Source organism: Mesorhizobium sp. AR02 (assembly GCF_024746835.1).
Taxonomy (GTDB): domain Bacteria; phylum Pseudomonadota; class Alphaproteobacteria; order Rhizobiales; family Rhizobiaceae; genus Mesorhizobium.
The window spans coordinates 247,723-262,776 of the sequence record NZ_CP080531.1 but is presented as its reverse complement, the minus strand read 5'-3'; the positions used below and the strand labels follow the sequence as shown (position 1 = coordinate 262,776).

The window sequence follows — 15,054 nt, the reverse complement described above, 5'->3', positions numbered from 1 at the left end:
GGTCTATTGCAAGCACCTCCCACGATCAAGGGAAACTTGTAGCGGGAATCCTCAGAACCACGACAGATGCAATGGGCATGCATTTCGAGAATCGCATTTGACAATCGGTGGCGCGCTGCAATACCAGACCGCCTGCCGTGAGCCGGAAACCGAATGATCGAGAACACGCCAACGGCGAACGTGGATCCGCCGGCCGCCGAAACCGTCCTGGTAGCATTCCACGGCTTCGGGCCGCTCATCGTTCACCGCGACGGCGGATACCATTGCGCGGAGGGAATCGCGCGCGTTGTCCGCCAAATCATTCGCGCGTTGGTCGATCTTGGTTTCAAGGTCGTCGTTACAAGCCATCGGGAAGACGTTGAACGCATTCACGGCTTCCTCAGCTCTGTCGGCGGGGTGGCTCTGAGGATTATGGTGGTTGATGAAGAGGTTCTTGGCACCAGCAAGGCCTTTGAGGCGATCGGCCGCCTTCGCCGGATTGCATCGGTGCGTCCCTTCTCGGCCAATATCGATCACCTCAACACGGTTTACCGAGCGAGAGATTTCAAGCGCATGCCGAGCGCCCTGGCATCAATAATAGCAGTGGCAATTTTCAAGGCCGCGCGCCGGGTAAAGCAGCAGATAGGCGATATCAGGCTCATTAGAGGCGATATGCCGCGCGCGAAATACGTCGATTTAATCAATGCAGATGCGGGCATAGGTCACGTTATCGTTTCGCACTACTATACTTACCCGGAGCTTTATCATCTAAGTGGTAAAAATGTTGTTCTTTACCTTCCCGATTACATGCCTTATTTTTACAAGGATTCAGCTGAGATGGGTGCCAGGTGGCAATCTGCGATGATAGGCAGAAGGATGGTCGCCAAGGCGCGCCGAATCCTGACGAACTCTGCCTTTACCGCGTCCTATCTACCTGAGACGGAATTGGCCGCACGACCCGAAAACATAGTTCATGTTCCCTTGCCGTTCCTGAATGACAATTCTCGTGATGCCGAATCCCCTGGCCGGCTTGGGGCGCTGCCTGCGCACTACGTATTCTATCCCACCAGGAACCGGCCCTCGAAGCGGCTGGCAGATTTCGCAAAGACCGTGGCGATCGTAAACGAGCGGCTGAAGGCGGCGGGAAACCGGGATCAACTCGTCGGGATTTTGACCTCGCCTTTGACAGGCAAGCCGGCGGCCGACGCAGGTGAGCATCTGATTTCGCTTTCGGAGCTGACGGACGCGGAGCTCGGATATTTGTACAAGAACGCGTTATGTCTGCTGTTCACATCTGAAATGGAAGGGAATTTCCCAACTCAGATCACCGAGGCGCTGCATTTGGGCGTGCCCGTGGTTGCAACGAACATCCCGCTCATTACCTTGGAACTGGAGGATGCGTCTGCCTCCCTGGATTTGGTCGATGTCGGCGACTGCGAGGGATTCGCGGACCGGGTTATGTCGATCCTCGCGGATCGCCCCGCGGTCGTGCGCCGGCAGCAAGACGCCAGAGACCTTTCGTCCCGGAAGTTCGCCTATGATAACTTCAAGCGCGGATTGTTTGAGCTGTTCAGGTCTTGACGCAGCCAATGATGCACCAGCGACACGAACCGGCATGGCTGATCTTCTTCGCCCAACCGGAAATCAAAAAAACTCTGGCGATGGCTGCAACTCCACGCTATGCGATGACTGCAGCGGGGGCTGAGGATTAGAACTTCGAAACGAGCGATCGGTGAGGGATGTCATTCGATCGCGCGAGGCTGTAATGTTCGAATCCTTGCCTGGAGTATAGTACTGGCCAATGACTTCCTATGTAAAAGCCGTATCCGGAAGTCGGCCGAAGATGCGGCGCGCCTTCATCATGGTCCAGGATATGGCCATGGTCCTGGTCGCGGTGGCGCTTAGTCTCGTCCTCTCCAGGTCAGATCTTTCGTTCGATGCATTCTCCCACGAAGGCTTTGTCACCTGGGCAGGGGTCGTTCTCATCAGCCACCTGCTGTTCAGATATTGTGGTCTCTACACCACGATCTGGCGCTTTGCCTCGACCCCCGACTTTTTCAACATTCTGAAGGGCTGTGCGATTCTGACGGTTGTGCTTTATACCGTTTCGCTGATGTCTCGTTTCTTGCAGCCCGTGGCTGGCCTCAACGAGCGCCAGTTCATCGTCTTCTTCCTCGTTTCCTTCACCATCATATCGGCGCCTCGGCTGTTCTACCGATTTCTTCGCGACGGCGCGAGCTGGGGCATCCTCACCAACAAGACCAACAAGGTGCAGGCCAAGCGCGCGCTCTTCGTCGGTCGGCTTGGCGAGGCCGACCTGATCATTCGCTTCACACGCACGGCAGAGCCGGCCGACTATTCCATCGCCGGCATCATGGCGACCGAGCGCGGTGCACCGTTGGGCACACGGATTCGAGGTGTTCCCGTGGTGGCGTCCCGGCCGCGCCTGATCGATGTCCTGGAGGACTACGCCGCCGGCACCAAGAGCATCGACCTGCTTATTTTCGGCAGCGGCGTCGAGCATGAGATCGAGGAATATTCCGAGCTTGTGCGTGTCGCCCGCCATGGCGGCATAGCCGTCGTACAGTTTTCCAGGCTTTCGCAACTCGGGCAGGAGGGAAAGATCGTTCTCGACGAAGTCGAGATGGAAACGATCCTGCGCCGCCCGACGGTGCCGTCCGATATCGAACGCATTGGTGCCTTCGTCGGCGGCAAGCGCGTCCTGGTCACGGGAGGCGCCGGGTCTATCGGCCGCACACTGGTCAAGCGGTCGTTGGAGCTGGGGGCAGGGGCGGTGCTGGTCGCCGACAATTCCGAGTTCGGCATCTTCCAGTTGAGCCAGTATGTCGATGAGAAGGACCATGATCGCCTGAAAGTCCGCATTGTCGATGTCGCCGACCGGCGCCAGATGACGCGTGTCGTCACGGAATTCAAACCGGACATCATCTTTCATGCCGCGGCGCTCAAGCACGTTCCGCTGCTCGAGGAGAACTGGGAATCGGCCATTCAGACCAATGTTTTCGGCACACTTGTCTGCGCTGAGGTTGCCGCCAAATGTGGCGTTCCGCAGTTCCTGCTCATCTCGAGCGACAAGGCCGTGGATCCGACCTCGGTGCTTGGCATCACCAAGAGAGCGGCCGAGCAGCTCGTCAGTTCCCTGCACGAAAGCCACGCAGTCGCGCCGGACGGGCGCCGTTCCGGCACCAAGTTCATAGCCGTGCGGTTCGGCAATGTGTTTGGCTCCAATGGTTCGGTGGCGACCATCTTCCAGGCACAGATCGAAGCGGGCGGTCCGGTCACGATTACCGATCGACGCATGACGCGTTATTTCATGACGGTGGCGGAAGCTGTCGACCTCGTCATCATGGCGGCCGCCGACGCACAGTCGCGTGAAGGCAAGGACGACTATGCCATCTACATGCTGGACATGGGCAAACCCGTGCCGATTCTCGAAGTCGCGGAAACCATGATCCGCATGGCCGGCAAGACGCCCTATGCGGATATCCCGATCCGCTTCACCGGCATCCGGCCCGGTGAGAAGCTGCATGAGACGCTCCAGGGCGCCAATGAAGAGATCGTCACGCTCGACATCGCCAAGATCTTCGGTCTCAGGACCGATGTCGTGGCGTGGCCGATGGTTCAGGCCGCGCTGGCTGCGCTGCAGGCGGCGATGAAGAACCAGGACAAGGCTTCCGCCCTTGCCGTCTTGGCGGAACTCCATCGGCCGGAGACACCAGCGCCCGACACGCGGCAGGAAACGGGCTCGAGAACCGTCGGACAAGCAGGTTAGATACATTGCAGCTGACGGTTGAACGGCGAGATTTTGCCTGGATATCCATCCCTCGGCCGGCGTCTTTATCGATCGGGGGATGGCCGTGAAGGGACTGAAGCGAGCCTTCGATCTCGTCGCGACAGCCCTGCTGTTGTTGGTGACGTCGCCTGTTCTATTGCTCTGCGTCCTTGCGGTGCGGGCATCATCGCCCGGTCCGGTGATTTTTTCGCAAACGCGGGTCGGCCGCGATGGTATGTTGTTTCGCTGCCACAAGTTGAGGACGATGGTTCAGGGAACGCCGTCCTTGCCCTCGCACGAAGCGCCAGCGAATGCCGTGACCGCGGTCGGAAGGACCTTGCGGAAATTCAAGCTCGATGAGCTGCCGCAGTTCTGGAATGTTCTGCGAGGCGAGATGAGCCTGGTCGGGCCGCGCCCTTGCCTGCCGACGCAGACGGAACTGATCGAGCGTCGCAGGCGGCTGGGGGTCTTGGCGGCACTTCCGGGCATTACCGGCATGGCCCAGATCAGGGGCATCGACATGTCGGACCCGCAGCTTCTGGCCGAAACGGATGCCGCCTATCTCAGGACGGCGTCGTTCTGGCTCGACCTTCGCATCCTGTTTGCAACGCTCTATCGCAACGGAGGCGATTGAGCGTTTCCGAGCCGCGCTATCTCGGCCAGCTGCTCCAGCGTGCCGGTTTCCGGCGGCCAGCCTACGGATACGAGCAGGGAAGGGTCGCATATCTGTGTCGCGGTCAAGCTGTCCCAGGACGTCCGCTTGCCCAGCAGGACCGCGGCTGCCCGCAACGGCCCGGCCGGCACGGCCATCAGGCGCGTCGGACGTCTGAAACCGCTGCGAAAGGCGCCGACAATGTCAGCGATCGAAACCGGCGGCACATCGCTGCCAACATAGATCGGGCGCAGCGGCCCCGAATGGCTGAGCAGATGCCACACCGCGCCTGCCGCCGATCGCGACGACAGCAGCGAGCGGGTTCCTGTCAGTGCGCCTGTCGGCAGCGGCAGCGCCGTGTCGGCCAGGCGCATCAGCGTCGCCAGGTTCCCTTTCATGCCGCTTCCGTAGACCGGCGGCAGCCGCAGCACGGTGGCGTCGGAACGGCCATGCGACGCATAGGCGTCCAGCACCCTGATCTCGGCTTCGCGCTTCGAGCGCCCATAAGCGCATTGCGGGTCGGGTATCGTGTCCGCATCGATCGTCGCGCTGACGCACGCGCCGATCACGGCCCGGATTGAGGAGAGCTGGATGAAGCGTCCGCTTGCTTGTTCGGCGGCGGCTTGCGCCAGCCTTGCGCTCAATTCCGCATTGGCCGCCCGAAAATCGGCTTCTGTGGCGTTGCCTTCATCATTGTTCAGGCCCGCGCTATGAACGACATCCGTAACATCCCTGGTAAGCGCAAGGAAGGCAGCCGCCGGCGCATCGAAATCGGGCATCGGCATGGCGTCATCTCCCGGACCGAGCCTCTCCGGGCGGCGGGACGCGAGGCGAAGCTCGGCGCCGGCCTTTCGAAGCTGGCTGACCACCTGACGGCCGATGAAGCCCGTCGCGCCTGTGACCAAAACCTTCATGTCTTTCCCGGAACGGCTATTGGGTCACGGATGGACGCACCCGGTCTTCCGTCTCCGGCGGGAGGATTCGGTCTTCCGCCACTGGCGCAAGCACTCGTTCGTCCGTCACCGGCGCAAGTGCCTGGTCTTGCGGCAACGGAGCCTGACGTCCGGAGGCGAGATACGTTCCCGACACCAGGAAGACCATCAGCATCGAGTCCAGGATGTCGTGACCGACCAGGATGCCTGTCATTCCGGCTGTGAGATAGGTGATCACCACGATGACAATCATTGTGGCGCCGAACCGCTCGATCGGATCGGCGCTGTTCCGCAGGACCAAGGCGGCATTCCTGGCGGCAACGACAAAGATCGCCGCCAGTGTCACGGCGCCCAGGATTCCTGCCTGCACCAAGGCGGTCAGGAAGCCGTTGTGGAAATGATTGAAGCCTGCATCCATCCCGAACTGATCGCGGAAGCCCTGTTTTATCAAGCTCTGGGTGGCACCCACTCCATGTCCGAACAAGGGCATCTCACGAAACGCCTTCAGGCCGATATCCCACAAGGCGAATCGCAATCCGATAGGCGTCGTGTAGTCACCATGGGTAGCGAGCGCGTCCAAGTCGGAGCGCATAAAGTCGACACGCCCGGATATCGTCTGGAAACCGACGGCCGCGATCACGGCGCCGACCGCCACCAGCAGCACCAGCAGGCGAATGGCATTCCTTCCTTTCAGCCTCTGTTGGTTGATCAGCAGGACGGCGATGCCGGCGATCAGCAGCGACAGCCAGATAATGCGCGTACCGGAGTAGACGATGGCGATCGTTCCGCCAAGGGCTGCGCAGATGAGGGCGATCCTGTGTCTCTCGAGACCCGACAAGGCGCCGGCCACACAGACCATTACGGCAAGGCAAAGCACCTCCGCGAACACTATCGCATTGCCGGCCCCGCCCTTGGCCCTCATCCCCACCCAATATTGCTGGATAACGGCCAGCAGCAGCGCGACGAAACAGGCGGCCAGGCTGCTGAGCACGATGATGCGGACGAGTGTGGTTTTCTGCGTGATGCTCCAGGTCGAATAGGAGATGGGGAAAAGCAGGAAGGTCACGAGCGGAATAAGGCGTGGCGCATCCTGGACGATCGCGTTGTTGACGATGGACGCCACGAGATTGGCCGCGCAATAGGCATAGATCGCGATCGTCAGCGCCATCATCGCCCTGTCGGCGTTGAAGCGCCTCTTCTTCAAGGCGATCAACAGGACGGACCACAGGCCGCCGCCATTGAACACGAAGCTGACCAGCGATCCCAGGACCGGTGGAAAAAAGAAGCAAAGAATGGAGAAGTAGATATTGATCCGCGACGGCGTGAGTTGCGGTCTGATCGACGATAGCCGGTTCAAGTTTCGGGCTCGCTATTCTCGAGTAGCTTTATGCGGCACATCCTGTTCGGCGGAACCGAATGTACTCGCCTCGAAATCGCCCATGCCTGATGACGCATCTTGCCCGCTTCCGGAGGTTGTATAACGGCTGGGCTGTCTTTTCGATAGTGCGCCGGGGCTTGTTGTCACCGAAAATCGGCGGCCCGGCGCCGGTCGGTTGGCAAAAGGCGCCAGGAGCGTTTGTCCTCAGGTCATCCCGAGCAATATTTTTCCTGCCTTTTCCCGGTTCGAGGCCTTGCGAACAGAAATTTTCGGGTTATGGCGAAAGCGTGGAAAATTCATTCCCGAACCGACCGCTGCCGGGCTCGTCTTGCATTGTTCTGCCGTGCGCCGATCTGCTAGAACGCCCGCACGAAACACTTTGTTCAGAAGCGAAGCTTGAACCGGGCGCAAAAAGCTCGATGATTTGACGCAAGGTCTTCTGGCGCAAGGCACGAGAGAACGCTCACAGTCTATGACCATAGCGCTTACGCATCTGCAGCGGCTTGAAGCCGAATCCATCCACATATTCCGCGAGGTCGCGGCCGCCTTCACCAAGCCGGTGATGCTCTATTCGGTCGGCAAGGATTCATCCGTGCTGATGCATCTGGCGATGAAGGCGTTCTATCCCGCCAAGCCGCCGTTTCCGTTTCTCCATGTCGACACCACCTGGAAGTTCCGCGAAATGATCGCCTTTCGCGATCAGATGGCGCAGAAACTCGGCTTCGACCTTTTGGTTCATGTCAACGAAGACGGCGTGCGCGACAACATCAATCCGTTCGACCACGGTTCGAACACCCACACCCATGTGATGAAGACCGTGGCGCTGCGCCAGGCGCTCGACAAATACGGCTTCGATGCCGCCTTTGGCGGCGCCCGTCGCGACGAGGAGAAATCCCGCGCCAAGGAGCGTATATTCTCTTTCCGCAACGCCCAGCATGTCTGGGATCCGAAGAACCAGCGCCCCGAAATGTGGAAGATATTCAACACCCGCATCGCATCGGGCGAATCGATCCGCGTCTTCCCGCTGTCGAACTGGACCGAGCTCGATATCTGGCAGTACATCCTGCAGGAGAACATCCCGATCGTGCCGCTCTATTTCGCCAAGGAACGACCTGTGGTGGAACGCGACGGCATGCTGATCCTCAAGGACGACGATCGCATGAAACTTCGCCCCGGCGAGACAGTCGAGAACCGGCTGGTTCGGTTCCGCACTTTGGGCTGCTATCCGCTGACCGGCGCCATCGAATCCGATGCGGACACGCTCGAAGCCATCGTTGGCGAGATGCTGACCGCGCGCACCTCCGAGCGCCAAGGTCGCCTGATCGACCGGGATGAAGCCGGCTCGATGGAAAAGAAGAAGCGCGAGGGGTATTTCTGACCATGCGCCACATCATGGCAAAGAGCCTCGCTCCCACCGACAGCGTCCGCGACTATCTGGCCGCGCAGGAGAAGAAGTCGCTGCTGCGCTTCCTGACCTGCGGTTCGGTCGATGACGGCAAGTCGACGTTGATCGGGCGCTTGCTATCCGACACCAAACAGATCTTCGAAGACCAGCTTGCCGCGCTCGAGCGCGATTCGCGCAAGCATGGCACCACCGGCGACGATATCGATTTCGCTTTGCTGGTCGACGGCCTCGAGGCCGAGCGCGAGCAAGGCATCACCATCGATGTCGCCTACCGCTTCTTCGCCACGCCGAAGCGCAAGTTCATCGTCGCCGACACGCCCGGCCACGAGCAGTATACGCGCAACATGGCAACCGGCGCCTCGACCGCCGACCTGGCGATCGTGCTGATCGATGCCCGGCAAGGGGTGTTGCGCCAGACAAGGCGCCATTCGATCATCGCCTCGCTGCTCGGCATCCGCCACATCGTACTGGCCGTCAACAAGATCGACCTCGTCGATTTCGATCAGGCGGTTTTCGATCGGATCGTCGAAGACTACGGACAATTCTCGCGCGATCTCGGCTTCCAGACCATCGTGCCGATCCCGATGTCGGCCCGCTACGGCGACAATGTCAGCAGCCGCTCCGACAACATGCAATGGTATTCCGGCCCGACGCTGATCGAGCATCTCGAGACCGTTTCGGTCGAAGAGGCCGCTGTCGAGCAGCCGTTCCGGTTTCCGGTGCAATACGTCAATCGCCCCAATCTCGATTTCCGCGGCTTTGCCGGCACGATCGCGTCGGGCGCCATCGCGCAAGGCGACGAGGTGGTCGTCGCCAAATCCGGCAAGTCCTCGCATGTCAAACGCATTGTCGCTTATGGCGGCGATCTGAAACAGGCGGTGGCCGGCCAGGCCATCACGCTCGTTCTTGACGACGAGGTCGAAGTCTCGCGCGGCAACATGCTGGTTTCGCCGGCCGCCCGGCCGCAGGTCGCCGATCAGTTCGCCGCCAACATCGTCTGGTTTGACGAGCATGCGCTGCTGCCGGGCCGTTCCTACATCCTGCGCACCGAAACCGACCAGACCAGCGCCACCGTCACCGATCTGAAATACCGCATCAATGTCAACGACTTCGCCCATGAGGCGGCCAAGTCGCTTGAAATGAATGAAGTCGGCATCTGCAACATCTCGACGCGGGCGCCGATCGCCTTCGATCCCTTCGCCGAAAACCGCACCACAGGCGCCTTCATTCTGATCGATCGCCTCAGCAACGCCACGGTCGGTGCCGGCATGATCGTGCACTCGCTGCGTCGTGCCGAAAACATCCACTGGCAATCGCTCGATGTCGGCAAACGCGTGCGCGCCGATATGAAGAACCAGCGGCCCGCGGTGTTCTGGTTCACCGGGCTTTCCGGCTCCGGCAAGTCGACCATCGCCAATTTGTTCGAGAAGAAGCTGTTCGCCACCGGCCGGCACACCTATATCCTGGATGGCGACAATGTCCGTCACGGTCTCAACCGCGATCTCGGCTTCACCGATGCCGACCGCGTCGAGAACATCCGCCGGGTGGCCGAAGTGGCCAAGCTGATGGCCGATGCCGGGTTGATCGTCATTGTCTCCTTCATTTCGCCGTTCAGCGCCGAACGGCGCATGGCCAGGGAGTTGATGGCCGATGGCGAGTTCATCGAGGTGTTTGTCGACACGCCTTTCGAAGAGTGCGCCAGGCGTGATCCGAAGGGCCTCTATGCGCGCGCGCTGAATGGCGAGATCAAGAACTTCACCGGTGTCGATTCCCCTTACGAAGCGCCGGAAAAACCGGAGATCCATCTGAAGACGCTCGGCAGATCGGCGGAAGAGATGGTAGATGCCCTGGAACACTGGCTGAACGAGCGTGACATTGCCGAAGACCAATATGACAACGGCGGCGGTATCTGACGACAGATCGATGCTCGACATCTTCGAGCGGCTGGCCCTGGCCGCCGGGCGCGAGGTTATGCGCGTGTTCCACGCCGGCTGCGCGGTCGACCGGAAATCGGACTCCTCGCCGGTGACCGAGGCGGACCGCGAGAGCGAGAAGATCATTCTCGCTGGCCTGCGCGCCGCATTTCCCGAAATTCCCTGCGTGGCCGAAGAGGAAGCGGCGGCCGGAATCATGCCGTCCGATCTCGGCGATGCCTTCTTCCTCATCGATCCGCTCGACGGCACCAAGGAATTCGTCAACCGCCGCACCGACTTCACCGTCAACATCGCGCTTGTCCGCCATGGCGTGCCGGAAGTCGGTGTCGTCTTCGCACCTTGCACTGGCCGCTTCTTCGGTGGGCGGCCGGGCAGGGCGGAATCCCTCGACGTGGATAGCGATTATCGCATCACCGGCCGCCGGCCGATCACCGTGCGGGCAGGGGGTACGCCGCTCGCCGTCGTCGCCAGCCGCTCGCACAACACGCCTGAAACCGATGCCTTCATCCGTGATCTTGGTGCTGCCGAGATCGTCTCGGTGGGCTCGTCCCTGAAATTCTGCTTGCTCGCCGCGGCGGAAGCCGACGTCTACCCGCGCTTCGGCCGCACCATGGAGTGGGATACCGCTGCCGGCGATGCCGTGTTGCGCGCCGCTGGCGGCATGACGCGCACCCTGGATGGCGAGCCGCTTGTCTACGGCAAGCGCAAGCAGGCGAGCGATAGCGATTTCGCCAACCCGCATTTTATCGCGAGCGGGAAGAGTGCGAGCGCTGTTTGAGCGCTTGTGACTTACGGCCTGCCATCGCTTCGTCATCCTAGGGCGAAGCAAGGAGCGAAGCGACGCGGTGCAGACCCTAGGATCCATGCCGTGACGCTAAGGCCTTGCAACGGTTCAGAATTCTGCTCCGCTGTGTTTCCCGATTGAGGTCACGGCATGGATCCACGGGTCAAGCCCGAGGATGATGAAGGGCAGGTCTACTCGGCCGCAGCCTGCGCCGAGTTCGAGCCGATATAGTTGCGGATCGTCTCGATGATCCGGTCCTGGTCGGCTTCGCTGAGATAGGGGTGCATCGGCAGGCACAGGATGCGCTTCGGCAGGTCCTCCGAGACGGCAAGACCGGTCGGCGTGCGCGGGTAGTCGCGATAGGCGACCTGGGCATGCAGCGGCTTGACGTAGTAGATGACGGACGGAATGCCCTTTTCGCTCAGATGCGCCTTCAGACCGTCGCGCTTGGGCGTCTCGATCGCGTACTGCGCCCAGGCTGAACGGCTGCCGTCGAGGTTGCGGGCCGCTGTGACGATATCGCCAAGCCCTTCGGCGTAGCGGTTTGCCACCACCTGGCGCGCCACCATCTCGTCTTCGAGAATGGCGAGCTTTTCGATGAGGATCGCCGCCTGCAGCGTGTCGAGCCGGGAATTGATGCCGACGCGGATGTTGTCGTATTGCGTCTCGCCCTTGCCGTGGAAGGCGAAGGAACGCAGCTTGTCGGCCAGCGCGTCATCATTGGTGAACATCGCGCCGCCGTCGCCATAACAGCCCAGCGGCTTGGCGGGATAGAAGCTGGTCGAGCCGACATGGCCGAAAGCACCGCACATCTTGCCGTCAAGCGACCCGCCCATCGACTGGGCGGCGTCCTCGATCACCAGCAGCCCTTCGCGGTTGGCGATCGCCATGATGGCATCATAGTCGGCAGCAAGGCCGAACAGGTCGACCGGGATGATCGCCTTCGGCTTCAGCCGGCCTTCCTTCTTGACCATGGCGATGGCCGCCTCGAGGCTGGCGATATCGATGTTGTAGGTCACCGGATCGACATCGACGAAGACGGGTTCCGCCTTGGCCAGCGCCACCACTTCGGCGGTGGCGGCGAAAGTGAAGCTCGGCACGAACACCGCGTCGCCCGGGCCGATGCCGGCGGCAAACAGCGGCAGCAGCAGCGCATCGGTGCCGTTGGCGCAGGCGACGACATGCTTGGTGCCGACATAGGCGGCGAGCTTCTTCTCGAATTCCGCGACTTGGGGACCCAGGATGTAGCGACCGTCCTCGACGACATGGTCGATCGCGGCCTTCAGCCGGTCGCGGATGCGTTCGCGCTGCGCGCCAAGATCAATGAATTGCATGTCGGCCTCAAAAACGGTTTTAACCAGGCGGTTTAGCCAGATAACGGCCCGCTGGTACCAGAGTTGCGCCTGCCGAGAAAGCCGGACAGGCAGAACCGCGAATTGCAGAGGTGTCGCAGTCTGTTACCTCTGATTTCCGGTGTATCTCCACAAGATGCCGGAAATCCGGGCTTCGCCGGGCGCAATTGCGCCTTTATAGTCTCACAGGCCAGCCCTGCGAAACATAAAGTGATCGGCTGGCTCAACTTAAGTTGAGCGTTATTCAGGCGATTTCATGCCGCCACGGCGGATTGGCGCCCGCGCGTGACACGGTCACCGCTGCTGCCTTGGCACCAAGCGACAGCGCCTTGCGGATGGCGTCTTGCGTGAGGCTGCCGATGGCCGCCTTCGTCAGCAGGCCCTGTTCATGCAGCGAGGCGAGGATGCCGGCGTTGAAGGTGTCGCCCGCGCCGACCGTGTCGACCACCTCGACCTTTTCCGGCATCACGGTGACGGCATGGTCCTTGCTGTAGCCGACGGCCCCTTCGCTGCCATGGGTCACGACAATCAGCCTGGGGCCGCGGTCGAGCCAGTTGCGGATGACATCCTCATGCGAGCCGGCTTCGCCGAACCAGTTCAAATCTTCGTCCGACAGCTTCACGATGTCGGCCATCGCCATCATCTCGCGGATGCGCCTGAGGTGCTTGGCCTTGTCCGGGATGAAGTTCGGCCGGATGTTGGGATCGAGCATCATGACGCGGCTTGCGTGCTCGCGCCGCATGAATTCTTCATAAGCACTGCCGGCGGGCTCCGAGATCAGGCTGATGGCGCCGAACAGCATGGCCTCGATCTCGTTACCGAGCGCCGGCAGGTCATCGATGGTCAACAGGCGTCCGGCTGTGTTCTCGTCGTAGAATGTGTATGTCGCCTGGCCGTTGGTGAGCTTCACAAAGGCCAGTGTCGTTGGTCGCGACGAAGTGTGGGCGTAGGTGGAACTGACCTTGCTCGCCCCCAACGCATCCCTAAACTGGCCGCCGAAAAGATCCGACGACAGGCCGGAAAAGAAACCGGCCGGCGCGCCGAGCCGGCCAAGCGCGATCGCCGTGTTGAACACCGCGCCACCGACATAGGGAGCAAAGGCCGGCTCACCCTGCGTCGTGGTGCGCGGCAGCATGTCGATCAGGGCTTCGCCGCAGCAGAGGATCATGGCTTCCTGGTCTCCGGCGGATAGATCACGCCCTTGCGGATGATGATGTTGGCGTAAAGCCGCGGCTCGCTTGTCGCGACGATGGCATGCGCCGATTTGACCCGTGCATAGAAGTCGGCGCCGGCCAGTGCAACCACCTTGCGGCCCGGCGCGCGTTTGGCGCAGATCGCCTCGATCTCATGATGGACTGGATCGGCGCGCGACGGATCACCTTTCACGGACGCGCGAAACAGCGCTTCCGGTACCGCGTCGTCGACCGGCAGGATGCTCAGGATCGCATCGAGCACCGGAATGAGCGGATGACCGTCGGCGCGGATCAGGCGTCTCGCCTGCTCCTCGGCCGGATAGTTTCCGTCGACAAGGGCGATCTCGTCGCCATGGCCCATGGCGCGCAGTGTCGCCAGAAGCTCCGGACCGAGCAGCGCCGGGATCCCGATCAGCATTTCAGGCGCTCCTGGAAATCGTCGTCGAACCGATGAGGAAGCGTTCCGAAAGCGGCAGGCTGGCGCCGCCGAGCGCCCGGGCATGGATGCCGACGGTTCCCTCGCGAACGGCGGGAAGTTTCAGGCCTTCGCCGTCGATTGTGGCGATGGCCGCGATAATGGCATCGACCAGCCGGCGGCGCACCGCCTTCGGCATCCAGCCGTCGATCACTGCCGCCTCGAAATCGATGACCGAGGACGCCGCGACGATGGCATAGGCTAGCGCCTGAGAGGCACTGGCGATCCAGTCGTCGAGTTCGGAGCCGATCTCGCCCCAGTCTTCGGGCGAGGTCCACAGATGCGAGGCTTCGACGCCCCGGGCATTGAGCGCCTTTTCCAGCATGGCGATCGACGCCACGTCGATCAGCTGGGTCGGCTTGCCATCCGGCCCGGGCACCGGCATCGAGCCGAGCGCGCCGGCATTGCCGGTTGGACCGCCGAACAACCGGCCGTTGAGCACGATGCCGCCGCCGGCGAAGGCGCCGATATAGAAATAGACGAAGTCACGCGCGCCGCCAGCCTGGCCGAAGACGAGTTCGGCGCCGCAGGCCGAGGTGGCGTCGTTTTGTAGATAGACCGGAAACTCGCATTGCGCCTGGATGTCGGCCCTGATGTCGCGGTGGCGCCATTCGTCCATGACGTCGCGCGGCGCGCCGGCGGTGTCGGCCCAGTTCCACAGTTCGAACGGCATGGCGATGCCGAGGCCGGCGATGCGCTTGTCCTGCGCCGGTGTCAGTTCGCCACGCATCTTCTTCATGCCCGATGTGACGAATTCCACCGTCTCGCGCGGCGCCGGATAGCGGTAGGAGTGCTGCAGCATCGCGCGCACATGCCCAAGAAAATCGATCAGCACCAGTTCCGCGCTGCGGCGGCCGATCTTGAGGCCGATGAAGAAGGCGCCCTCGGGGTTGAGCGCCATCGGTATGGAAGGTTGGCCGATCTTGCCGCGCAACGGCGCCTGGCGAACGAGCAGGCCTTCTTCCTCCAGTTCGCGCATGATAACCGAAACCGTCTGCGCCGAAAGTCCGGTCATGCGGGCGATGTCGGATTTTGCCAGGCTGCCATGCTGGCGCACCAGCGAGAGCACCAACCGCTCGTTGTGGTCGCGCATGCCACTCTGGTTGGTGCCGCGGTGAATCAGGCTCTCATTCGCTTCGGGCGAACCGTGCCTCGCAGTGGCGGTCTCCACCCTGTTCCT

12 protein-coding genes are annotated in these 15,054 nt (G+C 61.6%); 6 read left to right on the top strand and 6 right to left on the bottom strand.

Features of this window, described 5'->3' with window-relative positions; all coding sequences use genetic code 11:
* Window positions 1-153: 153 nt before the first annotated feature.
* The 3 genes from DBIPINDM_RS05920 to DBIPINDM_RS05910 all read left to right on the top strand — a co-directional run bounded on the left by DBIPINDM_RS05920 (window position 154) and on the right by DBIPINDM_RS05910 (window position 4,403).
* Window positions 154-1,560, top strand: coding sequence for a glycosyltransferase (locus DBIPINDM_RS05920; protein WP_258584855.1), 1,407 nt, complete (start codon window positions 154-156; stop codon window positions 1,558-1,560).
* A 220-nt stretch (window positions 1,561-1,780) separates the two neighbouring features.
* Entirely contained in the window at window positions 1,781-3,769 is a 1,989-nt protein-coding gene (locus DBIPINDM_RS05915) for a nucleoside-diphosphate sugar epimerase/dehydratase (RefSeq protein WP_258584854.1), read from the top strand.
* A 79-nt stretch (window positions 3,770-3,848) separates the two neighbouring features.
* On the top strand, window positions 3,849-4,403 hold the full coding sequence (locus DBIPINDM_RS05910; protein WP_258584853.1) for a sugar transferase: 555 nt from the start codon (window positions 3,849-3,851) through the stop codon (window positions 4,401-4,403).
* On the opposite strand, the gene DBIPINDM_RS05905 is transcribed toward DBIPINDM_RS05910, so the two are convergent.
* Complete coding sequence (locus tag DBIPINDM_RS05905) at window positions 4,382-5,335, bottom strand: NAD-dependent epimerase/dehydratase family protein (protein WP_258584852.1); 954 nt, start codon at window positions 5,333-5,335, stop codon at window positions 4,382-4,384. The genes DBIPINDM_RS05910 and DBIPINDM_RS05905 overlap by 22 nt on opposite strands.
* Window positions 5,336-5,351: 16 nt before the next feature.
* Entirely contained in the window at window positions 5,352-6,611 is a 1,260-nt protein-coding gene (locus DBIPINDM_RS05900; protein WP_258589476.1) for an O-antigen ligase family protein, read from the bottom strand.
* A 592-nt stretch (window positions 6,612-7,203) separates the two neighbouring features.
* On the opposite strand from DBIPINDM_RS05900, the gene cysD reads away from it, so the two are divergent.
* The 3 genes from cysD to cysQ are packed head-to-tail and all read left to right on the top strand — an operon-like array spanning window position 7,204 to window position 10,848.
* Window positions 7,204-8,109, top strand: coding sequence for a sulfate adenylyltransferase subunit CysD (gene cysD, locus DBIPINDM_RS05895; RefSeq protein ID WP_056563762.1), 906 nt, complete (start codon window positions 7,204-7,206; stop codon window positions 8,107-8,109).
* A 2-nt stretch (window positions 8,110-8,111) separates the two neighbouring features.
* Window positions 8,112-10,049 (top strand): sulfate adenylyltransferase subunit CysN, encoded by a 1,938-nt coding sequence (gene cysN / locus DBIPINDM_RS05890; RefSeq protein WP_258584851.1) that lies wholly within the window; start codon window positions 8,112-8,114, stop codon window positions 10,047-10,049.
* A 10-nt stretch (window positions 10,050-10,059) separates the two neighbouring features.
* Complete coding sequence (gene cysQ, locus DBIPINDM_RS05885) at window positions 10,060-10,848, top strand: 3'(2'),5'-bisphosphate nucleotidase CysQ (RefSeq protein ID WP_258589475.1); 789 nt, start codon at window positions 10,060-10,062, stop codon at window positions 10,846-10,848.
* 197 nt (window positions 10,849-11,045) lie between these two features.
* Here the strand turns inward: cysQ and DBIPINDM_RS05880 are convergent, their stop codons facing one another.
* The 4 genes from DBIPINDM_RS05880 to DBIPINDM_RS05865 all read right to left on the bottom strand — a co-directional run bounded on the left by DBIPINDM_RS05880 (window position 11,046) and on the right by DBIPINDM_RS05865 (window position 15,045).
* On the bottom strand, window positions 11,046-12,188 hold the full coding sequence (locus tag DBIPINDM_RS05880; protein WP_258584850.1) for a DegT/DnrJ/EryC1/StrS family aminotransferase: 1,143 nt from the start codon (window positions 12,186-12,188) through the stop codon (window positions 11,046-11,048).
* 262 nt (window positions 12,189-12,450) lie between these two features.
* The gene (locus tag DBIPINDM_RS05875) at window positions 12,451-13,374 is read right to left on the bottom strand and encodes a carbohydrate kinase family protein (protein WP_258584849.1); all 924 of its coding nucleotides are present in this window, start codon (window positions 13,372-13,374) and stop codon (window positions 12,451-12,453) included.
* Entirely contained in the window at window positions 13,371-13,817 is a 447-nt protein-coding gene (locus tag DBIPINDM_RS05870; protein WP_258584848.1) for an RbsD/FucU family protein, read from the bottom strand. Before DBIPINDM_RS05870 ends, DBIPINDM_RS05875 begins: the two co-directional genes overlap by 4 nt.
* A 1-nt stretch (window position 13,818) precedes the next feature.
* Window positions 13,819-15,045: an ROK family transcriptional regulator gene (locus tag DBIPINDM_RS05865; RefSeq protein ID WP_258584847.1), complete on the bottom strand. Its 1,227-nt coding sequence runs from the start codon at window positions 15,043-15,045 to the stop codon at window positions 13,819-13,821.
* Between the last annotated feature and the right edge of the window lie 9 nt (window positions 15,046-15,054).